Consider the following 22,869-nt stretch of genomic DNA (forward strand, 5'->3'; position numbering starts at 1 on the left):
AAGGAGCGACTTGAGATGGAGCGACAAGAAGTAGTAGATCAAACGGCGTTTACGCTCGAGAACGATATGTGTCGTTTACGCATTTTGACATATGGAGCAACCCTGCAAGAGTTTTCGATTCAAGATGAGGGATGGAAAAATCTCATTTTGTCATACGATACGGTTGAAGAATACAAGACAGACACGTATTACTTGGGAGCGACTGTCGGACGTGTCGCTGGTCGAATCGAGGACGGGACATTCGATATGGACGGTGCAACGTACCATCTGCCTCAAAACGAAGGGAAGCATCATCTTCACGGGGGAGACGGTCTCCACTGTCAATTCTGGAAAATGGAAGACGTATCCAATACTCATCTCGTTCTTCGGTATGTAAATCCTGATGGTGAGAATGGCTATAAGGGTACACTCGATGTCAGAGCATCGTTTGAATTGTTAGCTGACGGTGTCAAAATTACGTATGAGGCAATCAGTGACACGGATACGGTATGCGATATGACAAATCATACGTACTTTAATCTAAGTGGTGGAAGTCGTGATATTTTAGGACATGAATTGACCTTACCGGCTAATCAAGTTGCTGAGCTGCGAGATGATTTGATTCCCACAGGACGCCTATTGGATGTCGATCAGACCCCGTTCGACTTCCGATCAGGACGAATGCTAGGAGATGGTCCAGCTTCAAGCCATCCACAAAATCAACTCGTCAATGGTTATGATCATCCATTTTTATTCGACGACCAACGAAAAGCGATGCTGTACGATCCTGAAAGTAAGCGTTCCTTAATGTTGTCTACGACTGCACCAGCTCTTGTGCTCTATTCAGGAAACCAGATGAATGAAGAAACAATCTTACGTGAGGGAAGCTCTCGAAAATATTATGGTGTTTGTCTCGAGCCGCAACATCTTCCGGACGCCGTTCATCACAGTAATTTTCCATCCATTCGATTATTAGCAGGAGAGACGTATCGTTGGGAAACGGAATATCGCATTGGGAAAGGAGTCAGTCGATGAACCTCGAACAGATACAAAAGCAGGTTGCTACTTGTTCGTGTGGAAATCTACATTACCCCATTACGATTGAACAAATCAGTGCCTCTGAAAAAGTATGGCAATCAGTGGTCGAGTTTGTGCAGCAAAAACAGTGGCGGCACCTCCTCGTCATTGGTGATGTCAATACGCAGATGGTCGGTTATTCTCCTTTGAAGAAAGCGTTAATGACAGTAGGAATTGACGTATCAATAGTCACGCTCTCGCCGAACAAGCAAGAGGATGTCTTAGCTGATGAACTATCAGTTGTACAAGTAATGCTCGAGCTGGACGATAGTGTGGATGCGTTGATTGCACTCGGAGCAGGGACGATTCATGATGTGACGCGGTTTTGTGCTGCGAAAGCAAAAATCCCATTTCTGTCTGTTCCGACCGCTCCTTCAGTGGACGGGTTTACTTCGAAAGGAGCTCCCTTAATTATAAGAGGGAAAAAAATCACCTATCAGCTCGTCTCACCAATTGCCGTATTCATCCCAAGTGACATTATCCGTGATGCACCTCGTGCGTTAATAGCAGCAGGTGTCGGGGATATGCTTGGGAAGTACACTTCCTTACTGGATTGGCGTTTTGGTGCTTTTGATGGACAAGAACCCTTTTGTCCTGTAGTTGCTCGATTGACCGAAATTGCTTTATCCGATTGTGTAAAAGCTCTACCAGATATCTATGCAGAAAAAGCGGAAGGTTTGGATCAACTGATGGATTCATTGATCTTATCAGGAATTGCGATGTTGATTTTTGGGCATTCACATCCTGCATCTGGTGGAGAACACCACCTCTCTCATTATTGGGAAATGGATTTCTTAACGCATGACCGTCCAGCCGTCTTACACGGTACAAAAGTAGCGATTGCGACGATGGAACTTATCGATACTTATAGAACGATGATCCAAGAACAACCTGATGTACCAAAGGAGCTAGGTGATTGGGTCACTCAAATGCCAACAAGACAGAAGTTGGAGTCCATTTTTAATTCGTTACAAGCGCCTCTTCAGCCAGAGGAAATCGGTATTTCGTCTCTTCTCCTAGCGAGTAGCAAGAGAGAAGCATATCGTCTTCGAGAGAGACACACGCTGTTAAAACAGATGAGCTTACAGACGAGCCACTTTGAAACAGAGGAGCGTTCATTATGACAGAGACAATCGTAAATCCAATCGTAGAACAACGCGCGGATCCATGGATCATGCGGCATACAGATGGCTATTACTACTTTACGGCGTCCTTACCTGACTTTAGCGGTATTCCGCTGCGTCGTGCTCAGACGATCGGGGAGTTGACTAAAGCAGAAGAGAAAGTCGTATGGCAGAAGCGCTCGACCGGAATCATGAGCGCTAACATTTGGGCACCAGAATTACATCACATTCAAGGGAAATGGTACCTTTATTTCGCGTCGGCACGTGAAGATGCTATTTTTGATCATCGCATGTACGTTCTCGAAAATAGTTCAGCCAATCCGCTGGAAGGTCAATGGACGGAAAAAGGACAAATCGAGACATGGCAAGAATCATTCGCCCTCGATGCGACAACGTTCGAGCATGAGAACCGGTTATATTACATCTGGGCTCAGAAAGATCCAAAAATTGAAGGGAACTCGAATCTCTATATTTCTGAAATGGAGAATCCTTGGACATTGACAGGACCGCAAACGATGATTGCGACACCGGAATATGCTTGGGAAAAAGTCGGCTTTCTTGTAAACGAAGGACCTGCTGTCTTAAAGCGAAATGGTTATATATATGTCACGTTTTCAGCAAGCGCGACGGATCATAATTATTGTGTAGGTTTTCTTCGTATCAATGAAAAAGAGGATGTGTTAGATGCTACTCATTGGGAAAAACACCCGCAACCCGTTCTTACGACGAATGAGTCAATCCGTGAATACGGACCAGGTCATAACAGTTTCACGACACTCGCAGATGGGACCGATATGATTGTTTATCATGCACGGAACTATAGAGAAATCGAAGGGGATCCATTATGGGATCCGAATCGTCATACGTATGTACGACCATTTTCTTGGCAGGGAGATGTGCCTGTTTTTGAAAACAGGATGGTCAACGAGGAGGTCACACGATGAACCAGACAGAGGATCGAAATCTTGTTTTAGAGCAACGGGCAGATCCATGGATGTATCTGCATTCTGACGGTTATTATTATTTTACAGCGTCTGTTCCTGAATACGATCGAATCGAATTGCGTCGTGCTAGATCTCTCCATGAACTAAGGGATGCAGAAGCGGTGACAGCATGGATTAAACCAGAAACTGGCCCTATGAGTGATCTGATTTGGGCACCCGAATTACATCGTATTCATGGGAAATGGTATCTTTATTTTGCGGCTGCGAAGTCACGCGAGATTGTAAACGGACTCTTTGATCATCGGATGTTCGTTTTAGAGAATAGTTCGGATAATCCTCTAGAAGGCGAATGGTTAGAACGCGGACAAATAAAAACGCAGTGGGATTCATTTGCTCTTGACGCGACCGTCTTCGAACATCAAGACGTTCATTACTTAGTGTGGGCACAAAAAGATCCTTCCATTGAAGGAAACTCGAACTTATATATTGCGACTTTAAAGAATCCATGGACCATTCAAAAGCCACAAGTCATGTTGACGAAGCCAGAGCTTGATTGGGAGACAAAGGGTTTTCTGGTGAACGAAGGACCGGCAGTCCTGAAGCGTCATGGACAAATCTTCATTACGTATTCTGCTAGTGCAACGGATGAGAATTATTGCATGGGTATGTTGAGTGCCTCAGAAGACGCAGACCTATTGAATCCGGATGCTTGGGAAAAATCATCGTCACCCGTATTTGCGACGAATGAAGAGGTTGGTCAATATGGACCAGGGCACAATAGCTTTACAGTAGATGAACAGGGACAAGATGTCATTGTGTATCATGCACGGACCTACACTGAAATCGAGGGTGATCCTCTGTACGATCCGAATCGCCATACACGGGCACAGATCTTTACGTGGGGCATGGATAAAAAACCAAACTTTGATAAGCCAATCTGATTGCGAACAGAATCAACTTTTTTTATAAGAAAACGTAATTAATCTTGTACAGTTGATAATTTTTTGTTTAATAAACTTGAGGTCACAAAAAGCATCTCTTATGTAGATTTACTCTACAGAAGGGATGCTTTATCGCAAAAAGACGTTACTCTTCAATCTGGATTTTCGCCTTCGTTTTCAGCGACATGCATAGAGGGATTCTTGACATCAGAGGCGACAATGGAAAATCCTTTTTCTTGCTCAGCAGCTCGAGCTGGTTCGATCGCTACATTCAAGGCAGGTAGATTGGTTTGTTCAGAATATCATGAATGATGAAATAAGATTGAATTAGATGTAAATTACTTTATAGACAATATTTATTGGGGGTACTTTAAATGGAAAATAAAGTTTGCTCATCATGCGGAAGTACTAATTTTCAAGAGGCAACAGATTATATTCCACTAAAGCCATCTAAAGGGTCATTTCATAGTGCTCAAAAAGTATTTTCGTTTTGTATGGATTGCGGTATCGTAGATGCGATTCGTATTGAGAACACAGAAATCTTTCAAAATAAAGAGTAAATATTCAATCTACAAAAAGAGCGTCCGATTTGGATGCTTTTTTATAGAGAAAAAATGTAGTCGATCATGAAAAATAATTAGTTTTGTAAATAAGGAGTGATGTAGTGCCTATCTTTTTCTTAAATGGCACTGTAAATGCATATCTAACCAATGCAACCAGTCAGATGCACTTAACCAGCCAAGTTCATCATAATAAATCTTTTTTTGAAGCATCTATAGTTTGAATATGCATTTTAACGCACTCCATTTGAGTAATTAATTATTTTGTGCTTTTTAGGAGAATAGCGTAATTCAGGTTACTTTCTAGTTCGATATTAAAATCATTTTTAAATTTACACGTACTTATGGAACTTCGTCATATAAAAAACAAAGTCTCCAAATCTTGTTCTCCTTTTCGAAGGCTGATGAAGTAAATTTAAGAACCCAAAAGCATCGTATCTTTTCTTAACAGAAATGGTACGATGCTTCTTTGTAGTTCCTCGATAGAATTAAAAAAATCTATAGTTAGTCATTCATAAAAGGGAAAAGTAGAAAAAGAAGAAGAGGTCTGGTCAAGATTGATTAATTCTTCTAATCTCCATTTAACTAATTTATTAATTGAATTAACTTTAATTCTGAAAAGTAAATTTAATAAATGTCACCTATCCTATTGTGATATAAGGTATCATTGGAAATAGTTTCTTAGGGAGTATATACCATAAAGAAAGTTATAAGAGGAAAAGAACAGGCAATTGATTTCTTGAAACTACTAACAAAAGAATTAAATCTTAAAGTAGATGAAGGAGAGGTATGATGAGAGAAAAAACTCGCATATTAATAGGGCTGCTACTAGCTTGCCTCTATATTTTACCGATGGTCTTACTGGGGGAACATGTACATGTCCGTATTCATGATAATCTAGACTCAAACATCACGTGGTATAAAACATTGGTCGATACCAATAGTATTTACGCAAGCCTTCATGCAAATGTTCCTGACTTATTGAATGGGGTCGTCTCGAGAAATGCTTTCGTCAGTGAGTTTACAGGTATCGTGTGGCTATATCAATGGTTCCCACCATTTACGGCATACGTGATCAGTCAAACGTTGGTCCGAATCTTTGCTTTCTTAGGAATGTACTTATTACTACGTGATTATGCGAAAGGGGTTATTCCTAAATCATATGCGCTGTGGGTAGCAGTTCTATTTTCTTGGACACCATTCTGGCCATCGGGCATGCTCAGCACGCTTGGGATGCCACTCTTATTGTGGGCTTATTGGAATATCTGGCATGGACGGAAAATAAAATCGAGTGCATTCGTATTGTTAGTGGTTCCGTTCTATTCGAGCTTCGTGCTAGGAATCGTTTTCTTTTTAGCAACGCTTGCCATTTACCATATGGTGAAGGAGATACGCGCACGTAGTTTTCATAGCCGTTTTTGGATCGCCTATGGCCTTCAGGTCCTTTTATACTTATTAATTGAATATCGACTGGTCTTCTCGATGCTGTGGGAAGAAGAGCCTACGAGTCGAAATGACTTCGAAACAGGGAATAACGGATTTTGGGCAAGTATTCGTTTATTTTTTAAGAATTTGGTGTTTGGTCATACACATGATCGCGCAGTACAATCGCCCATCATCCTCCTAACACTTCTGATTGTTGGATTTCTAGTATTTCGTCAAAAAGATCATGCAGCAAGACGAATTCGAACTTTGATGTGGTTTCTATTTGGACTATCGCTGTGGTATGCGTTTTGGTTTTATGAGGGGTGGAATCCGTTAAAGCAACATGTCTCTCTCATTAGAACTTTCAATTTCTCACGATTCCACTTCCTTCAACCGATGTTGTGGTATGCATTGTTTTACTTGATGCTCGACTGGCTATGGCGAACTGCCAAACGAAAATGGGTGACTTGTTTGCTCGTAGCCCAAACCCTTGTCTTGCTTGCATGGAATCCCGAGTTCCTCTATCGTCATCATCCATCCTATGAAGCGTTTTATGCGACTTCTCAGTTTTCTGACATTAAACGCTTCATCAACCAACCAACGAAAGACTATCAGGTCGCTTCTCTCGGATTGCACCCTGCGATCGCACAATACAATGGTATGCAAACCGTGGATGGTTATGTGAACTTTTATCCATTACGCTATAAAGCATCTTTCCGAAAGGTGATTGCTGGAGAATTGGATAAAAGTAAGCTATTACAACGTTATTTTGATACGTGGGGAAATCGAGTCTATGTGTTTTCATCTGAACTCGGTAAGGAATACGAGTACACAAAGGAGCATCAAGTACCGGTTCGACATTTATCTATCAATACAGCACAGTTGAAGCAAATCGGTGCGACATATCTTTTGTCTGCTGTACCAATCAAAAATGCTGCAGCCATTGGATTGCAGTACGAAAAAACGTTTGAAGATCAACATTCTGCTTGGAAGATTAGGTTATACCGTATCCAAGCTACTACAGAGAATACGAAGTAAGTTCATTTAAGGAGGAGTAATGGTATGACGATGACGACAATCCCTACGCTAGGCGTAATTATTCCGTGTTATAACGAGACGGAAGTATTACGCTTGACGGTCCATACGATGCACCGTTTCTTAACAGAGTGGCGAGAACGACACCTCATTTCTGAGGACTCCTTTGTCTTGTTCGTAGATGATGGAAGTCAGGATGATACCTGGTCCCAAATTGAAGATGTACACGCACAAGATGGTCGGTTTAGAGGATTAAAATTAGCACATAACGTAGGACATCAAAATGCTTTGTTCGCAGGTCTTGTCGAAGGACACACCGATGCGGATTGTGTTGTGTCAATGGATGCGGACCTTCAGGATGACGTAAAAGTGATTGAACAGTTTTTAAGTGAATTTGCGAAAGGGAATGATATCGTCTATGGGGTAAGAGAAGATCGTCAGACCGATAGCTGGTTTAAACGATCGACTGCTCAAGGCTTTTATCGCTTCATCGACTGGTTGGGTGTAGAGACCATCTTCAATCATGCAGACTATCGTCTCATGAGCAAACGAGCTGTCGAAACACTTTGTGCACATCCGGAACGCAATCTCTTTTTGCGGGGGATGGTACCTTCGCTTGGTTTTCAAACAGCAGAAGTGACCTATACACGTCAATCACGTCCAGCAGGCGAATCAAAATATCCATTACGAAAGATGATGGCACTCGCATGGGATGGGGTGACCTCGTTTAGTGTTCGTCCGATTAAGTTGTTATTTTTAGTCTCACTATTCATGCTCATCGTCTCGATCGGTTTTGTCGGATATGCTCTTTATCGTAGATATGAAGGAGAAGCGATGGATGGGTGGACGTCTTTAATGATGTCGATCTGGTTCATCGGCGGACTTCAATTACTAGGTATTGGACTGATAGGAGAATACATCGGTAAAATATATCAGGAAGTCAAACGACGTCCTCGTTATGTCGTCGAGAAAAAACGAGAATGATGACCTTTCTTCGTTTCTTATTAGTAGGAGTTCTTAATACGCTGGTTGGTCTGACGCTGACACTGATTTGTTTTCATGTCTTGCATACTGGTTATTGGGGAGCGACGGCCATCGGGAATGCATGTGGTGTTTGGGTCAGCTATATGCTAAATCGTCGCTTCACCTTTCGTCAAGAGGTTGGAGGATGGCCTTATTGGATACGTTTTTTGATCGTCGTTTCTATTAGCTATCTCATCGCTTATCGTCTTAGTTTATGGGGAGTGCATTACGTATTGCCAAATCTACAAGAGACTGGAGCGATTCTGATCGGGATGATTATCTATACGGGGTTAAATTATCTAGGTCAGTCTTATTGGGTATTTCGCAAATCATGATGATAAAACAAGCTATCTATAGAGGTAGCTTGTTTTTTTTATCCTCTCAATTGCACTTGCAAAAGCACAGTAGCAAATCAAAAGACTGACAAATGAATTTTCAAATTATAGAAATCAACCACTCAGATTAGAGTGATGAAAGTCATTTACAATTTGATAAGATGACGCATTCAACGTATGCATCACATAGTTATATGGGTGGATATGCTATTTCTCATGTAATCGACCATGCCTATTCCTTATTCATCGACTCCCTTCAGTCCACCACATTAAATGATAGTTGATGAACGAATCCCAAAAGAAGAATGAAAGTAAAGTATCCGTGAAATCTAATTTACAGACTTAAATTTATTACAAACGACATCAATAAATCGCGATTTCTTCTTGTAGTAAATAATTCTGTTAAAAATAAGAAATTTTTATTTTTTAGTTGGTCCGTTATTACTCCTTCTCGATAAAGTAAAAGTCTATGAACTTAAACGATAAGAAGCAGTTCTTGTCATGTAAAGACAAGAACTGCTTCTTATGGAACAATTATATCGTCGGTAATTCTAAAATTCTTAAGAGATAGAAAAAAGTAAGATAGAAAGATATGTCACTTCGTTTCAAAACAAACATACGTTCGTTTTACGTGACAATTTAAATAAAAGTGTCCTTACTTAATTTTCATAATATTAGTATAATCCATATCAAAATATAAGTCTATATCTTGATAACTATCTTCTCTATAGTAAAGCTACGAAAAGAAGACGCTATTCGTTAACTATGAGAGGAGTTATTATGAACAAAACTACATGGAATCCTAATGTGAAAGTCAGACTGATAGGAGAAGGTCTTTTCAATCTGCTATTTTGGATGTACTTTCCTTTTCTGACTGTCTATTTTGGTAAAGGACTAGGGTTACAGACTGCTGGATTAATAATGGCACTGCCCCCCTTAATAAGTATTGTCGGAAGTTTAACCGGAGGAAGCTTTGCGGATACGTTAGGGAGACGTCCTGTGATGCTGATCGGAACATTTTTGCAAATGACCATGTTTATTCTATTTGCTGTCTCTTCTTCTCCTTGGATTAATTATGTTGCCTTTATCGGAATTAATATAGGCGCAGCATTTTATCGTCCTGCTAGTTCAGCGATGATAGCGGACGCAGTTCCAAAAGATGAATTGCGACAAGTGTATGCGACATTTATGACCGTAAACAATATTGGTGCCGTTTTAGGACCAATCATTGGAGCAGTCTTCTTTTTTCAACATCGTCAACTGTTATTGTGGACCTGTGCAATAGTTCTCTTTCTTTACTTCATAACGATCTATTTTATTGTTAGTGAAACCTTACCTGTCCAATCCAAGCAAAAAGATGTAACGACCCCACTTAAATATGCGTTTCAGTCTAAGTGGTCTGGCTATCGACTTATTCTCAAAGATCGTATTTTTCTGCTATACGTAATTGCGGGAACCTGTTCACTCTTCCCAGTGATGCAACTCGATCTCTACTTACCAGTTTACGTGATAGAGAATGTGCCTAAACAACCTCTCGTACCGCACTTGCTGGATTCTTTTCAGCTCACGAGCCAATCCATTTTTGGCTATCTGGTAGGCTTTAATGGTCTTTTGTTTGTCATCTTGATCCTTCCCGTAACGAATCGACTTAAAAATTGGTCAGAAAGACGTCTCTTCGTTGTTTCGACCTTACTTGCAGGAGGAGGTACATTTTTAATCGGATGGAATAACAACATCTGGTTTTTGTTTGGTTGTACGCTCATCTTCACGTTAGGTGAGATCATGCGTACACCAGTCACGCAGAGTTTCATCGGTCATTATGCTCCAGAGGAGGCAAGAGGTCAGTATCTAGCTGCTGATAGTCTTCAAAACACACTTGGTAAGACGCTAGCACCTCTCGCTATCTACGCATCAGGATGGATCGCCCCGCTTGGTATCTTCACTATCATTCTCCTTTTTGCTATCATTGGAGCTTGTTTATATCTGCAATTATTTAGACTGTATTCTCCCACTTGACAATCAGGTTGATAATACAAAGTGTACGATTACAAATAAAATATTAATTTAGGATTTAGAATGATTTCACAAAAATAATAATTACTATAGATAATTAATATCAGATAAATGCTATCTAAAATATCTTAAATCAGCATGAACGAGATGATTTCGATTTCAACATTTCGCGACAATGAGTTGTCGACGTCAAGTAGAAATTGACGTTTTCTGCTCGATTGATATTTACACTTCTGTTGAAAATAAATTCTTACGATTTCTCATGCGATGACTGTCGTCATCGCTACGAATCACTTCGACACGATGTAAGAGACGGTCTAATATTGCAGTTGTGATTCTTTGATCACCAATTAGTTCGCCCCATTGATCCGGACTTTTACTAGAGTTCTAAATAAATTGAGCAAAAGTGTAAAGCGTCATCGAGCAAAAACCGTCAACTAAATTCTAGCGGTTACATACGTGTAAGTGAATTGGTATTGGAATCTTCTCGCATTATAAGTTATTTATTCTTCACGGATGTTCTTGATACCATGTAGTGTTATTGTTTCGTCCATTTCGCACTCCGACCAAGACCGGATGGGGCAATGATCCCCTCGTCACGTAAGTCACGCAATACGCGATTGATTGTCGCCTCACTGATGTCGGGACAAGCCTTCCTTACGTCTGCTTTCGTGAACGGTGTGATTCGTCCTTCAACGAAACGACGAATCCGATTGTTCTTGTTCTGACTACGCGTCGTGACCAATCCGACGCGATCTTCAAGCTCCTTATAAGCAGCAAGAATCGTGCTCAGCAAGTAGTTGATCCATGGAAACGGATCTTGTTGGTTTTGGTGCCAACGCACGGAAGAGAGACGGAGTGACTCATAATAATCTTCCTTCCGCGATTCGACGATCTTCTCAAGACTGATGTAGCGTCCGACCTCGAAGCCATACTGATAGAGCAGCAAGAGGGTCAACAATCGTACCATTCGACCATTCCCGTCATTGAACGGATGAATGGATAGGAAATCGAGGACGAACAAGCTCGTCAGGATGAGCGGGTCGACGTCCTCTTGTTGCCGACGCTCTCGTAGGCTGTCGCATAACGCCTGCATCGCTGCCGGTGTCTCGAACGCAGGGACGGGGATGAAGCGAGTCCGGCGCGTGCCATCCGGGAACGTCTCACTAATCTCGTTATCGACGTTCTTCCACCGCCCACCTTCGACGGGGACGAACTTATAGAGTTCCTTGTGGAGTTGCAACAGAATATTCGCATTGACCGGGATGTCCTGGGCTGAAGCGTTGATCAGGTTAAGTACGTCGCGGTAACCAGCAATCTCTGCTTCTGAACGGTCGGCAGGGTCGGCTGACTTTGACATGATGGTCTGAAGACGACTTTCCGTGACGATGATTCCTTCGATCGCATTCGAGGCTTTCGTCGACTGGATGACGGCGACATCGCGTAAGGTGTTAAGGATTTGAGGCGCTTGCTGTTTATAGAGATCCTGTTTGCCTTTATACTCATTGATCCGTCCAATCAAGCGGACGGTCTCCATCGGCAGGGCGAGCTCTTTGAGATAGGTATATGTATAGTCGCGCATTCGTCGAACTCCCTTCGCAAAATAGATCACTTTAGATTAAATACACTCATTTTTATATTATTTGACTATGTTTAAACTCAATATAATGTATTTAAAGTCGTTCAAACACATATAAACATAGTCAAATTATCATATTTAGACTATGTTTATTTATTTATGACCATGATTACTTGTCAATCCGAAAGTCGGACAATCCTGACTGATTTGAACGGAACAATCCTGACATGGAAAGCGTCTCATCGATTGCTTCCATATTTTTAGCAGTTTTTCACTTCATTTGAATTCATCGAACTAAAATCAATCGTTTCAGTTTTTCTTCTGTACCGGATTCCTCGACAGGTGTATAGATGCTACATCGCAAGTCGTCTTCTCCCTGCACTTGAAGAGAGGTCAGGTCGAATAGCATCTTGCCAACTTTTCCATGACGGAATTCAATCAGGATTTCCGGAGCCTTACTGACCTGACTCTCCATCCAGAGTGATTTGAATTCAGGATACGTATTACTCATCTCCTGTATGAAGGACGTATACCATTCATCACCAGAGTATTGACCGTAGTATGTACGGAAAATGGACAAGAATCCTTTGGCGAAGTGTTCCCAATTCCCGGCAAGTACTTTAAATTCTTTCTGTGAGAACAAGAGGCGAATGAGGTTACGTTGTGATTCTGGAATGGTCGCAAAATCTACGAACACATGGGCCGCTGCAGGATTCCATCCGACGATATGGCAGTAACGATCCGTGATGATCGTCGGACACGTCGTCAAGGCAGAGAGAATTTTTTCGAGTGACGGACTGATAATCATAGGGGAAGCTTGAATTTTCATACTGACGACCTGCGTCCCTAATGCTAAATCGTGCAAATATTCGTGTTCATCCCTGTTCAGACATAACGCCTGGGCGATACAGTCTAAGACGCTTCTAGATACCTTAATATCTCTTCCTTGTTCTAACCAGGTATACCATGTCGTACTGACTCCTGCTAATTGAGCAACTTCCTCTCTTCTCAAGCCAGGCGTTCTCCTTCTTGATCCAGGCGGTAGCCCCACTGATTCCGGTTTGAGCTGTGCTCTTTTCGTCTTCAAAAAATAGGATAGAGCTTCTAATCGATTCGAGTCGTCCATATACGTTCCTCCTGATTTCTCTCCATCCAAGTATCAATTATAATAGGATAAATGAACACTTGTAATAGGATATATGACACGTATGATTATCTCATACTATTACAAGGAGTGAAGAAAAATGGAGCGTGTAGTGATTACAGGAATGGGTGTCGTCTCACCAATCGGAAACGATGTGGAGTCCTTTTGGAATAATATGATTGCTGGAAATTCAGGCATCACGGAAATCGATACGTTTGATACGACTGATTTCAAAGTAAAGATTGCAGGGAGTGTAAAAAACTTTGATGCGGAAAAGGCGATTGGTAAAAAAGCCTCTCGTAACCTGGATCGCTTCGTCCAGTTCGCATTAGCGGCTGCTGATCAAGCCTGGAACGATTCTAAGCTAGGAGAATCTGATCTGGATCGGGAAAGACTTGCTGTATATGTGGGGTCAGGTGTAGGAGGGATTGAAACGTTAATTGACGGTGTTCATGCTTTACACCAAAAAGGTCCGAGAAGGGTCAGTCCAAGTCTCGTACCTTCCATGATGTCTAACGCAGCAGCCGCTCAGATTAGCATCAAGTGGCAAGCGATGGGACCTTCCATGTCACCTGTATCCGCTTGTGCAATCGGAAACACGGCTATTGGTGAAGCATATCGACTCATTCGAATGGGAGAGGCTGATGCTGCATTCGCTGGTGGAACAGAAGCGGGTATCACTGAATTGTCTATAGCAAGCTTCGGTAATGCGACGGCATTGTCTACAAGAAACGAATCACCCGCTAAAGCGAGTCGTCCTTTTGACGCGACACGCGATGGTTTCGTGATGTCGGAGGGAGCAGGCATCTTGATACTGGAATCGTTATCGCACGCAAAGCAACGAGGTGCGTCCATCTATGCGGAAGTCGTCGGATACGGAGCAAGTTCCGATGCCTATCATATAGTAGCGACTCATCCAGAAGGTCAGGGAGCATACCTCGCTATGAAGCGGGCCGTTCAACAGGCAGGGATTGAGACGAATGACATCGATGTGATCAGTGCCCATGCGACGAGTACAATCGTCGGCGATCAGTCCGAGACACGTGCGATTAAAAAATTGTTTGCAGAACATGCGAACATACTACCGGTGACGGCGAACAAATCAATGCTAGGTCACATGCTCGGTGCTGCCGGTGGAGCGGAAGCGATCGCGCTTGCGAAATGTTTACAGGAAGGAATCATTCCACCGACGATTAATCTTGAAGTCGATGATCCAACGTGTGACCTGGATTATGTAGCAGGAGGGGCTCGTTCGCTGGAGATGCAGTACGGACTATCCAATTCTTTCGGATTCGGTGGTCATAACGCCGCCATCGTCTTGAAAAAATATATGGATTAAGCATCAGAGTTTGGGTTCGGACAAGAGAACTCAATGAGTAAGTACTCGCTGAAAATGGATTGTATACATTTCGACGTCGAAATGTATACGATCTTTTTTGTGTATCCAATTCTTATTAAATGTTAGTGATTCGGAAACCTTCACTATTGCTGTGTCGTCATTCATCCAACGATTCATGACACGTTCTATCTATTTTACATAAAACGCGAATCATCAGTTCTAGTCAGAGTTTGCCTTAACTAGGACATCATGATCTTTATTTTAGTAATCCACCCTCTGAAGGGAGGTTTGAATCCACACCTAAAAAATAACTGTATATGTTGTCATTCTAATTCTAGCTTTTTCATCATATCGTCAAAAGAGAAGGCTTTTGATTGATTATCATGTACTTCCTAAGATATGAGTTTTGGATGCTTTATTTATAGATATCCCGACGATGTCCAATCTCAAGAATCAATATCACGACTTTCTCATCCTGGATGTCAGCAATCAGACGATAGTCGCCGATGCGATACCGCCATTCGCCAGAGCGATTCGAGACGAGTCCTTTCCCATGACGACGCGGATCATCCGTCCCGACAAGGTTCTTCTTGATCCAGGACATGATGATCCGCGCTTGTTGTGGGTCCATCTTCTTGAGAGATTTTTGAGCCCCGCGCTCGAATTCTACATTATAAGCTGTCATTCTAAATCAAGTTCCTTCATCATGTCGTCGAAAGATATCGCTTCTGATTTTTTACGGTGTGCTGCCATGGAATCATGATAGAGTTGCAAATCGATTTCGTCTTCGATACGGTCGAGGACGGCATCGCGAACGAGTGTAGAAATCGTGATGTTCTTTGCCTTCGCATATTCCTTGATAAGTCGTGTATCCTGATCATCCAGACGTACGGAAATGGTACTCATGATTATCAGCTCCTTTGTAATACATTGTAATACATATTAAGGTTTTAGTACATAGGATTGGGCGATAATCCTAAATAAAGATTCTTTGAAGTGCTAAAATTCGACTTGTAAATATCCTAGATGAGTACGATTGAATCTAAAAAAGTGAATGAAATTATGTTCAAATTAAAGTAAACATAGTCATTCATCTTCTATTTGACCATGTTTAGGAAGGTGATGATCATGATAATTCCTTACATTCTCCTCGTTTGCGAAAAAAAGATATGCATCCAGACGGCGCCGTGTATTTATTACAAGAAAACAAAGAGTGTTTTGAATTGAAGAAAGATCAAGGTACAGATCTGTTTAAAGCATCTGTACCTTGATCTTTTTTTTTATAGATATTGGTCCATATTAAGATGTTATTGAGTGCGATAGAGAAATTTTCCTACGATACGTAAACTGATATTGTTATTTCATCTGTCTGTTTTTTATGGAATGTATCAAAAATATAGTTCTCTCACTGAAGTAACTTTTGGTATTTGTATCCTTTCAAAAGATCAGCTTCACCTTTAAAGGACCATTCCTCTATTTTAGAATCTGGATGTAATTTAAAATAATGGTCGAGGATATCGTGTCCTAAATTATAGTTACTCCAGCGGGGAATGTCTTTTTGGGGACTACCGCCCACAAGGTCCTCGTATGTAGCTTCACCAGATTGAATCAATTTTGCGACATGTTTTTTCGTCTTTTCATCCATTGGAGTATCCCATGGGGCCTTCACATCTTTGAGGACTCGGTCAGCAAAAGCATCCGCTTTTCCCTCGATAATGACCGAATCGAGTAATTTGTTCATCTGATATTTATTTCTGTCATGGAGAATCAAATGATGGTATTCATGCGCAACCGTATAAGCTAAAGCATCCTTATCGAAATTCGAATCCATATATAGAACAACCGCATCTTTATATGCCCCTGCTGCTACTCCGCCCATAGGTTCGGTCATCGACGTATATTCTGAGTTGATCGGCACGATGAAAATCGTGCTTTTTTTCTTCGGAAGTACTTTATGTGCAGCAGTGTAATTTTTTGTGATGATTTTTTTAATCTCGTCTTGCTGTTCCTCCAATGCCTCGATTCGATCAAGTAGCGCTTGCGGATAAGCAGTTGATTGCATCATGAAGAAACCTTTTAAGGAAGTAGTTTCAAAATCTTCTTTTTTTCCAATTTTATCGATATCGCTAAGTACATAGTTCATGTAATTTTTTTTGCTCACTTCAGTATCATCATCAAGTGAAGCTTTTAAGTACTTTTGATAGGGTGAGTAAAGTGGAACGATATTCAATTCACTGTCATGATTAATCTTAATGGACTCAGGTTTAACTTTTTCGCTCTGATTCTCTTGCGAACATGCGGTTAAAACGATTAATGGAACACATAAGAAAGGTACAAGTATTTTCTTCAAAACATAATCATCCTTTCACCTTATACATGAATAAAATGGAAGATTATTTAAAAAAACAAATAATCAATAGAATAAAAATACCATTTAATTTCTTAATAGTCAAAATATGTAGTTTAGTGTGAGAGGTTCATTTATAATGATTTTATCAAGCCGTAGCGGAACCTCGTTCAATCTTATAAAACGGACATCCAATGTAAGACTCAATTTTCGGTAATCGTCTGGAATTACCTAAACTCAAATGGGTCCGCTTCGCCAACTTGAGTTAGGTCGTGGGAAGATCCTGAATGCCACCATCCGATGTAACGCCTCTGAAAAATACTCCGTCTCTCTGCTCGTCGAACAGGAGGTTCACGAACTGCCGAAGACCGGTTCATCCTTCTGCGTCGACGTCGGACTGAACAACTTCGCCATCTTATCGGATGGCACGGTATACAAGAACGACCGCTGCTTCCAAACGCTTGAGAAGAAGATCGCATGTGAACAGCGCAAACTGTTTCGCCGTCAATTGCTTGCTTTGAATAAGAAAGTGAAACTCTCTGAGGCTAAAAACTACCAGAAGTAGAACCGTTGGGTTGGATAACTCAGGAATCCTCCACCTCTAAGCAACGCGTAGGTGGAGGTAGATCAACTATGTCTCTACTCGATATAGCGTATCAAATCCATTATATATACTCACTGCTTGATAAGGAGGCGAATCGTGTGCTACCTATCTGCAGAATGTTATCTTATCTTACCAACTCTTCGAAAGGAGTACATGGACAAAGCGCTTGTTCCTGAATCTGTGCTATCCGTAAGTGAATGTATCTGTACGCACTATCCTAATATCAACAATTAGATTTCATGACTATCGAAATGTGCTTTCACGATCTTGAGAAATTCTTTGGAAAGAGGCGTCATTTTGTCTGAGGACTTGACAATTAATCCGAGATGTCTAACCACAGGAGGATGTAAGGGTAATAGATGAACATGAATCTCCCGTTTAGGAACTGCCAAGTTTGGCATAATACTAATACCTAATTTTCCTTTCACCATAGACAGTACAGTTTCATTCTCCTTACTATTATATGAGGTACGTAATGAAAGACCAGCTTTACGACATTCCTCCTCGATAAGGACTTCACATCCAGACCGTAACATGATGAATGATTCCTCTTCGAAATCAGCTATCGTAACAACATCTTTTTCTATAAAAGGGTGTCCATCATATACGACAACAGATAAAGGATCTTGCGTCAGTGCTATACTCTCGAAACCTTTAACTGGTAATGCTGTAAAACCGAGATCCACCGTACCTTCTTCCACCCACTTTTCAATATCATCATAGCCACCCTCATACAACACCAATTCAACATTCTGGAAACGTTCTTTGAATATAGAAAACAAAATCGGTATAAAGGTAGCTGTAAAACTTGGGAAACTCCCAACAGCAATCTTTCCTAATTCTAATCCTTGCAAAGAAGAAACTTTTTGCTCTATATGAGCCATGTTTGTCACAATATTGCGTATGTGTGGAATAATATATTCCCCTGCAGTAGTTAACGATGTCCCACCTCGTCCTCGATTCAAAAGTGTTACTCCTAGTTCAGATTCCAGTGTTGTAATGTTATGACTTACTCCAGATTGTGTCAGTCCAATCTTTTGACCTGCTTTCGTAAAACTACCACTTTCCACAACGTTTAAAAGCACTTCTAATTGAAATAAATTCAATGTACTTCACATCCTTTTCTGTATTATACATGAGAGATACAAATGATTAGAATGAAAAACATTCATTTTACTTATTTTATTTTTACAAATACACTAAAAACAGACAGATTGAATCAAAAAATAAAAGAATTGGAGAGTGGATGTATTGATGAATCAGAAGTATGAAAAAATCCTTTCACCTTATACCTTATCGAATGGAGTAACTTTGGCGAATCGAGTCGTTGTTGCACCGATGACCACCTATTCAGGAAATATAGATGGAAGCGTCTCTTCCGGAGAGTTGGATTACTATAGCAGAAGAGCACAAGGACCAGCTATGTTTATTACTGCGGCTGCGACCATTTCATCACTCGGGACTAGTTTTCCTCGTCAAATGAAAGCATATGGAGAACACAATATACCAGGTCTTTCACAGTTGGCTAATAAAATAAAAGAAAAGGGAGCAAGAGCAATCCTTCAGCTTCATCATGGAGGTAGCGAGAGTCTAATCGGATACATAAGTGAAAGGCGAATGGTTAGCCCGAGTGGTATCGTGGCGAGCCTTTACAAGGATTCAAGTGATGATTACGTTCCACGTGCGTTAGAACACGAAGAAATTCTATCTACTATTCAGGATTTTGGACGAGCAACGGAGATAGCTATACGTGCAGGGTTTGATGGTGTGGAAATTCATGGAGCCAACGGATATCTGATTCAACAATTTTTTTCGAGATATTCAAATCTTCGAACAGATATGTGGGGAGGAACACTAGAAAAACGGATGTCCTTTCCATTAGCTGTTATTGAAGAAGTAAAACGAGTCCGAGATCAATATGCGAACAATAATTTTATTATTGGTTATCGCTTCTCACCAGAAGAACCAGAAAAGAATGGTTTGAACATGGAGGAAACAATCGCCTTTGTAGATCGATTGTCTAATCAAGGCTTGTCGTACCTCCATCTTTCAGTCAAAAACGTTTGGTCCATGCCTCGAAGTGGTTCAAATCAAACAAAAACAAGATCAGAGATTTTTCGGGATGTGATTGCGGATAGAACAAGTTTTCTGTCACTCGGTTCTATACACACACCAGATGATGCCTTGAACGTATTAGAACAAGGAATTCCATTATTCGGATTAGGAAGAGAGTTATTAATGGAACCAGATTGGGTTCGAAAACTAATAGCAGGAAGAGAAGAAGAAATTCGTACGACCTTGTCACGCGATGATCAACAAACGCTCTCCATTCCGGATGAAATGTGGAAAAATATTCTTACGCGTGATGGATTGCCTGCACAACGATGAATAAATGTGTAAGCAAAAAGGGGAGATAGACATGAACAAGAATGCTTTGTTTCAACTAAGTATAGCTATGACTATCTTTGGATCAATTGGCTTTTTTTCAACTTTTACAGGTCTTCCGGCAATTGAATTAGTGTGGGTTCGATGTATTTGTGCTGCTGTATTTCTTATAATGGCATGGATCGTATCTGGACGCTTTAAAAGGGAAAAATGGAATAGGAAAGAACTCATATACATTGCTTGTTGTGGTATGACGAATGTTTGTAATTGGGTGTTTCTTTTTAAAGCATTTGAAAGAACGTCCATTACAATTGCCATAACCTTATATCACTTAGCTCCTATTATTGTTCTCGTGATGGGTAGTCTTTTCTTTAAAGAAAAAAAGACGAAACTCATGTATGTATCTATGTTAGTTTGTTTTATTGGAACATTGAGTATTATAGGTACCGATGGTGTGCGGTTTGCTTCAGAAAGCTGGAGGGGGATCGTGTACAGCATCATCGCAGCATGTTTCTATGCAGCAACAATGCTATTAGGAAAGAGTATTACAAAAACTAGTGTATATGCGACCACTTTTATTCAAATGGTGATCGGTCTGATTGTGTTACTTCCATTCATTCATTTTAATAACTATCAAGCAATTGATACTTCTCAGTGGATGTACGTCACTGTAACCGGAGTTATTCATACAGGTATAGTTTATTTTCTGTTTTTCAATAGCATTCGTCATTTACCAACGACAGTTGTCTCTTCTATGGTTTTTGTCGACCCTACAGTGGCTATTTTATTAGACGTTTTTTTCGGAAATGTGTATCTAAGGTGGCTACAGCTATTCGGTATATTGTGTATCTTTATCGGATTGTTTTATTCGCTTAAAGCAAGCAGTCATATTGCTAGTATCACTGAAGAAAACTATATTACTCGAACAGGAAAAGTAAGAAGGCAGTAATCTATATTCTTTTAAGAACCATTCTTTCTTTTTGATGTAAATAATCCTAAGAGACCTATGAATGTATGCAGAAAATCTATTCCACAAAATTAGGAATAGATTTTTTGTTTATTTCTACAAACTTGACGTCATGTTGAAACAAAATCCTTCATCTTATCACTAAAGAGATAGTTTTCAATTTTATATGGTAGTCATCTGACTAATTTATTATTTTAGGCAAAAAGATACATATGAAACCGAAAATACATTATCCATTTAATAGAAAAGTTAGTGATTGAAACTTAATAAAAAAAATATCGTATGTATTAGTTGTATAATAACTTTTATGAAAACATAATGACTTACTAAACGAAACAAATACATTTGCCGGAGGGAACATCTATGGTATTAGCTTTCCTTGGCCTTGGTATCGGATTCTTTTTATTAACGTTAGGCATCTATTTCATTCGGTCGAAGCATGCGTTGAAGACGCCTTTAGCAGGACACGGAGATAGCGTCGACACGGTGGATTCATTCGTACTCAGTATTATTTTGTCGATTGGTGTTATCCTATTTTGTTCGTTGACCGTCAGACATTACGGTTACGTTTGTGTCTTAGGTGGTCTGTTCATTTTATACGCCGTCAGTGCAGCTTGGTGAGACCTAAAAGAAGTTAGAAAGCAAGATAAAGGGAGCTCAAATCATGATTCAATTACTGAAACAAGTCGACGATCATGTGTATCACATCGTCTTTCACCAAGAAGGGCGTACTTTATTCTGCCGGGAAGGAATTGCCCGAAAAGAGCAGGCGATCGATAGCGAGGATATGATGGAAACGAATGAGGAGTCCGCAACGAAGCGGATCGTCTTCAAAAGTCCCTTGCGCGCGTATCGTCAGAAAAAAGCATGGGTACGTGAAAAATTAGACGATGGATACATGCGATCACCTTTTGCTCTGTCTGAAGTGATGGATTTTCGTTCAGATCGACGGATCATAAAGTTGCGCATTTTAAGCGCTTTACTCGTCCTATTGAGTGGATTACTGACGCTGACCGATATATTACCGATTCCGGGATACATAACACTCGTCGTTCTGATGCTTTTCTGGCCGATGCATCTCGAAGGGAAATCCGCGCATGTTCGCATGTATCGATGGTCAGGAGCACTTTTCATGTTCGCATTAGCCGGCTCATCGAAAAACTATTTATCACCGATCAATCTCTCGATTAACGGAGCAGTCTGTCTCATCTCAGGGTTCATCCTCCTGTTGTATGCGTCAGAACAATTACAGGAACTTGCGACGAAAGGAATCATATATCATGACGAATCAAAAAGCCAAGGTGATTGAACTCAAACGCGACAATGGTCAAACGACCGATTACTGGGTCAGTTACTGGATGGGGCGTACGCTCTATCAGGTATCCGTGCAAGAACAAGCGGATGGTCAAACGGATGAAGGGGAGGTTGTCAAAGAACGTTTTCCGTTCTATTTCGGAATGAAAAAGCGGATGCTCGAGTTAGCAGAAGAGAAAGAAGCACTTGGTTTTAGACTTTTGACCGAAGAGGAAAAAGCAACGCCTGTCATCGAGGAAGAAGAACCGACGTTCGATCCTGCTTTCTTTAAGCCAGCTATTCGTTATGCCTGGTGGATGCTTGGTCTCGGAATCCTCCTGTTTCTCCTGCCTTCACCGATCCTAAACGGACTCGCGTTCGGACTCGGCTTATTCGTCTGGTATGAGACGTTTGGACAAGCCGGAATACCGCGCAACTATCAGAGATATTTCCACGGGATGCTTGCTGGATTGACGATTTTACAGGTTTTATCTGCGATTGAGTTGGAACGATTTGCTCAACCGTATTATGCGACGATTTGTGTGATTTCAGCAATTGTGTTGGTTCTTCTCGTCGTACAGCACCGTTTGGAAGAAACTGATCACATCGGTCAGGAGGAAAGTATTCGGGTTAGGAAAATGAAGGACCATTCTGACATAGATCTTTAAAAACGTATTCACTTAACTTTCGGAAGACTGGAAGACTTTTTGATGCTGTAAAATATAGGTATCACTTAAATCATTTTAGTCAGTCTG

The 22,869-nt window shown here is 40.9% G+C and carries 24 protein-coding genes; 15 read left to right on the forward strand and 9 right to left on the reverse strand.

Translation table 11 applies throughout. The features are described from left to right. Nucleotides 1-15 precede the first annotated feature (15 nt). The 4 genes from ACY2IG_RS07495 to ACY2IG_RS07510 are packed head-to-tail and all read left to right on the forward strand — an operon-like array spanning nt 16 to nt 4,065. The gene (locus tag ACY2IG_RS07495; protein WP_462618638.1) at nt 16-1,014 is read left to right on the forward strand and encodes an aldose epimerase family protein; all 999 of its coding nucleotides are present in this window, start codon (nt 16-18) and stop codon (nt 1,012-1,014) included. Further along, nucleotides 1,011-2,180: a sn-glycerol-1-phosphate dehydrogenase gene (locus ACY2IG_RS07500; protein ID WP_462618639.1), complete on the forward strand. Its 1,170-nt coding sequence runs from the start codon at nt 1,011-1,013 to the stop codon at nt 2,178-2,180. The genes ACY2IG_RS07495 and ACY2IG_RS07500 overlap by 4 nt, the downstream gene beginning before the upstream one ends. Next, the gene (locus tag ACY2IG_RS07505; protein ID WP_462618640.1) at nt 2,177-3,124 is read left to right on the forward strand and encodes a glycoside hydrolase family 43 protein; all 948 of its coding nucleotides are present in this window, start codon (nt 2,177-2,179) and stop codon (nt 3,122-3,124) included. Before ACY2IG_RS07500 ends, ACY2IG_RS07505 begins: the two co-directional genes overlap by 4 nt. Continuing rightward, nucleotides 3,121-4,065, forward strand: coding sequence for a glycoside hydrolase family 43 protein (locus ACY2IG_RS07510; protein ID WP_214769672.1), 945 nt, complete (start codon nt 3,121-3,123; stop codon nt 4,063-4,065). The genes ACY2IG_RS07505 and ACY2IG_RS07510 overlap by 4 nt, the downstream gene beginning before the upstream one ends. 152 nt (nt 4,066-4,217) lie before the next feature. On the opposite strand, the gene ACY2IG_RS07515 is transcribed toward ACY2IG_RS07510, so the two are convergent. After that, nucleotides 4,218-4,340 (reverse strand): methyl-accepting chemotaxis protein, encoded by a 123-nt coding sequence (locus tag ACY2IG_RS07515; RefSeq protein WP_084642221.1) that lies wholly within the window; start codon nt 4,338-4,340, stop codon nt 4,218-4,220. A 99-nt stretch (nt 4,341-4,439) separates the two neighbouring features. Between ACY2IG_RS07515 and ACY2IG_RS07520 the strand changes: the two genes are divergently transcribed. From ACY2IG_RS07520 to ACY2IG_RS07540, 5 genes are all read left to right on the forward strand, one after another. Next, nucleotides 4,440-4,625 (forward strand): hypothetical protein, encoded by a 186-nt coding sequence (locus tag ACY2IG_RS07520; protein WP_462618641.1) that lies wholly within the window; start codon nt 4,440-4,442, stop codon nt 4,623-4,625. Nucleotides 4,626-5,417: 792 nt separating this feature from the next. Beyond that, nucleotides 5,418-7,088, forward strand: a complete 1,671-nt coding sequence (locus ACY2IG_RS07525) for a DUF6044 family protein (RefSeq protein ID WP_462618642.1) — start codon at nt 5,418-5,420, stop codon at nt 7,086-7,088. A gap of 24 nt (nt 7,089-7,112) precedes the next feature. Beyond that, complete coding sequence (locus ACY2IG_RS07530; RefSeq protein ID WP_231496861.1) at nt 7,113-8,069, forward strand: glycosyltransferase family 2 protein; 957 nt, start codon at nt 7,113-7,115, stop codon at nt 8,067-8,069. Further along, nucleotides 8,069-8,443 (forward strand): GtrA family protein, encoded by a 375-nt coding sequence (locus ACY2IG_RS07535; RefSeq protein WP_308101408.1) that lies wholly within the window; start codon nt 8,069-8,071, stop codon nt 8,441-8,443. Before ACY2IG_RS07530 ends, ACY2IG_RS07535 begins: the two co-directional genes overlap by 1 nt. Before the next feature lie 780 nt (nt 8,444-9,223). Next, nucleotides 9,224-10,459: an MDR family MFS transporter gene (locus ACY2IG_RS07540; RefSeq protein ID WP_462618643.1), complete on the forward strand. Its 1,236-nt coding sequence runs from the start codon at nt 9,224-9,226 to the stop codon at nt 10,457-10,459. 222 nt (nt 10,460-10,681) lie between these two features. On the opposite strand, the gene ACY2IG_RS07545 is transcribed toward ACY2IG_RS07540, so the two are convergent. The 3 genes from ACY2IG_RS07545 to ACY2IG_RS07555 form a co-directional block, all read right to left on the reverse strand. After that, entirely contained in the window at nt 10,682-10,807 is a 126-nt protein-coding gene (locus tag ACY2IG_RS07545; protein WP_462618718.1) for an ATP-binding protein, read from the reverse strand. 187 nt (nt 10,808-10,994) lie between these two features. Continuing rightward, nucleotides 10,995-12,038: a Fic family protein gene (locus tag ACY2IG_RS07550; protein WP_375091631.1), complete on the reverse strand. Its 1,044-nt coding sequence runs from the start codon at nt 12,036-12,038 to the stop codon at nt 10,995-10,997. A gap of 283 nt (nt 12,039-12,321) precedes the next feature. Continuing rightward, a complete protein-coding gene (locus ACY2IG_RS07555) occupies nt 12,322-13,161 on the reverse strand; it encodes a helix-turn-helix transcriptional regulator (protein ID WP_462618644.1) in 840 nt (279 codons plus the stop codon). Nucleotides 13,162-13,279: 118 nt separating this feature from the next. Here ACY2IG_RS07555 and fabF point away from each other — a divergent pair, with 118 nt between their 5' ends. Further along, nucleotides 13,280-14,518 (forward strand): beta-ketoacyl-ACP synthase II, encoded by a 1,239-nt coding sequence (gene fabF, locus ACY2IG_RS07560; protein WP_290749901.1) that lies wholly within the window; start codon nt 13,280-13,282, stop codon nt 14,516-14,518. Nucleotides 14,519-14,933: 415 nt separating this feature from the next. Here fabF and ACY2IG_RS07565 read toward each other — a convergent pair whose 3' ends face one another. The 5 genes from ACY2IG_RS07565 to ACY2IG_RS07585 form a co-directional block, all read right to left on the reverse strand. Continuing rightward, nucleotides 14,934-15,149 carry a type II toxin-antitoxin system RelE family toxin gene (locus ACY2IG_RS07565; RefSeq protein ID WP_462618645.1) on the reverse strand — a complete coding sequence of 72 codons (216 nt, stop codon included), beginning with the start codon at nt 15,147-15,149 and terminating at the stop codon, nt 14,934-14,936. 50 nt (nt 15,150-15,199) lie between these two features. Next, nucleotides 15,200-15,424 carry a type II toxin-antitoxin system RelB family antitoxin gene (relB, locus tag ACY2IG_RS07570; protein WP_026829710.1) on the reverse strand — a complete coding sequence of 75 codons (225 nt, stop codon included), beginning with the start codon at nt 15,422-15,424 and terminating at the stop codon, nt 15,200-15,202. A gap of 499 nt (nt 15,425-15,923) precedes the next feature. Next, nucleotides 15,924-16,868, reverse strand: coding sequence for a DUF2268 domain-containing putative Zn-dependent protease (locus tag ACY2IG_RS07575; RefSeq protein WP_035408286.1), 945 nt, complete (start codon nt 16,866-16,868; stop codon nt 15,924-15,926). 348 nt (nt 16,869-17,216) lie between these two features. Further along, complete coding sequence (locus ACY2IG_RS07580; RefSeq protein WP_462618646.1) at nt 17,217-17,357, reverse strand: hypothetical protein; 141 nt, start codon at nt 17,355-17,357, stop codon at nt 17,217-17,219. Nucleotides 17,358-17,699: 342 nt separating this feature from the next. After that, the gene (locus ACY2IG_RS07585; RefSeq protein ID WP_462618647.1) at nt 17,700-18,575 is read right to left on the reverse strand and encodes a LysR family transcriptional regulator; all 876 of its coding nucleotides are present in this window, start codon (nt 18,573-18,575) and stop codon (nt 17,700-17,702) included. Nucleotides 18,576-18,723: 148 nt separating this feature from the next. Between ACY2IG_RS07585 and ACY2IG_RS07590 the strand changes: the two genes are divergently transcribed. The 5 genes from ACY2IG_RS07590 to ACY2IG_RS07610 all read left to right on the forward strand — a co-directional run bounded on the left by ACY2IG_RS07590 (nt 18,724) and on the right by ACY2IG_RS07610 (nt 22,782). Beyond that, nucleotides 18,724-19,857 (forward strand): NADH-dependent flavin oxidoreductase, encoded by a 1,134-nt coding sequence (locus tag ACY2IG_RS07590; RefSeq protein ID WP_290773693.1) that lies wholly within the window; start codon nt 18,724-18,726, stop codon nt 19,855-19,857. Nucleotides 19,858-19,888: 31 nt separating this feature from the next. Next, on the forward strand, nt 19,889-20,803 hold the full coding sequence (locus ACY2IG_RS07595) for a DMT family transporter (RefSeq protein WP_308101415.1): 915 nt from the start codon (nt 19,889-19,891) through the stop codon (nt 20,801-20,803). Between the two features lie 381 nt (nt 20,804-21,184). Further along, entirely contained in the window at nt 21,185-21,442 is a 258-nt protein-coding gene (locus tag ACY2IG_RS07600) for a hypothetical protein (RefSeq protein WP_290773696.1), read from the forward strand. A 43-nt stretch (nt 21,443-21,485) separates the two neighbouring features. Next, entirely contained in the window at nt 21,486-22,130 is a 645-nt protein-coding gene (locus ACY2IG_RS07605) for a hypothetical protein (RefSeq protein ID WP_375091637.1), read from the forward strand. Then, nucleotides 22,102-22,782: a hypothetical protein gene (locus tag ACY2IG_RS07610; protein ID WP_462618648.1), complete on the forward strand. Its 681-nt coding sequence runs from the start codon at nt 22,102-22,104 to the stop codon at nt 22,780-22,782. The genes ACY2IG_RS07605 and ACY2IG_RS07610 overlap by 29 nt, the downstream gene beginning before the upstream one ends. The last annotated feature ends 87 nt before the right edge of the window (nt 22,783-22,869 follow it).

The sequence above is a fragment of the Exiguobacterium sp. EF_C8 genome (assembly GCF_054956715.1).

What these genes read in the sequence shown, in the direction of transcription:
- ACY2IG_RS07590 (WP_290773693.1), top strand. Translation starts at nt 18,724, where the DNA reads ATGAATCAGAAGTATGAAAAAATCCTTTCACCTTATACCTTATCGAAT.
- ACY2IG_RS07595 (WP_308101415.1), top strand. Translation starts at nt 19,889, where the DNA reads ATGAACAAGAATGCTTTGTTTCAACTAAGTATAGCTATGACTATCTTT.
- ACY2IG_RS07500 (WP_462618639.1), top strand. Translation starts at nt 1,011, where the DNA reads ATGAACCTCGAACAGATACAAAAGCAGGTTGCTACTTGTTCGTGTGGA.
- ACY2IG_RS07510 (WP_214769672.1), top strand. Translation starts at nt 3,121, where the DNA reads ATGAACCAGACAGAGGATCGAAATCTTGTTTTAGAGCAACGGGCAGAT.
- ACY2IG_RS07555 (WP_462618644.1), bottom strand. Translation starts at nt 13,161, where the DNA reads ATGGACGACTCGAATCGATTAGAAGCTCTATCCTATTTTTTGAAGACG.
- fabF (WP_290749901.1), top strand. Translation starts at nt 13,280, where the DNA reads ATGGAGCGTGTAGTGATTACAGGAATGGGTGTCGTCTCACCAATCGGA.
- ACY2IG_RS07550 (WP_375091631.1), bottom strand. Translation starts at nt 12,038, where the DNA reads ATGCGCGACTATACATATACCTATCTCAAAGAGCTCGCCCTGCCGATG.
- ACY2IG_RS07530 (WP_231496861.1), top strand. Translation starts at nt 7,113, where the DNA reads ATGACGATGACGACAATCCCTACGCTAGGCGTAATTATTCCGTGTTAT.
- ACY2IG_RS07495 (WP_462618638.1), top strand. Translation starts at nt 16, where the DNA reads ATGGAGCGACAAGAAGTAGTAGATCAAACGGCGTTTACGCTCGAGAAC.
- ACY2IG_RS07565 (WP_462618645.1), bottom strand. Translation starts at nt 15,149, where the DNA reads ATGGACCCACAACAAGCGCGGATCATCATGTCCTGGATCAAGAAGAAC.
- ACY2IG_RS07610 (WP_462618648.1), top strand. Translation starts at nt 22,102, where the DNA reads ATGACGAATCAAAAAGCCAAGGTGATTGAACTCAAACGCGACAATGGT.
- ACY2IG_RS07600 (WP_290773696.1), top strand. Translation starts at nt 21,185, where the DNA reads ATGGTATTAGCTTTCCTTGGCCTTGGTATCGGATTCTTTTTATTAACG.
- ACY2IG_RS07535 (WP_308101408.1), top strand. Translation starts at nt 8,069, where the DNA reads ATGACCTTTCTTCGTTTCTTATTAGTAGGAGTTCTTAATACGCTGGTT.
- relB (WP_026829710.1), bottom strand. Translation starts at nt 15,424, where the DNA reads ATGAGTACCATTTCCGTACGTCTGGATGATCAGGATACACGACTTATC.
- ACY2IG_RS07525 (WP_462618642.1), top strand. Translation starts at nt 5,418, where the DNA reads ATGAGAGAAAAAACTCGCATATTAATAGGGCTGCTACTAGCTTGCCTC.
- ACY2IG_RS07605 (WP_375091637.1), top strand. Translation starts at nt 21,486, where the DNA reads ATGATTCAATTACTGAAACAAGTCGACGATCATGTGTATCACATCGTC.
- ACY2IG_RS07520 (WP_462618641.1), top strand. Translation starts at nt 4,440, where the DNA reads ATGGAAAATAAAGTTTGCTCATCATGCGGAAGTACTAATTTTCAAGAG.
- ACY2IG_RS07540 (WP_462618643.1), top strand. Translation starts at nt 9,224, where the DNA reads ATGAACAAAACTACATGGAATCCTAATGTGAAAGTCAGACTGATAGGA.
- ACY2IG_RS07505 (WP_462618640.1), top strand. Translation starts at nt 2,177, where the DNA reads ATGACAGAGACAATCGTAAATCCAATCGTAGAACAACGCGCGGATCCA.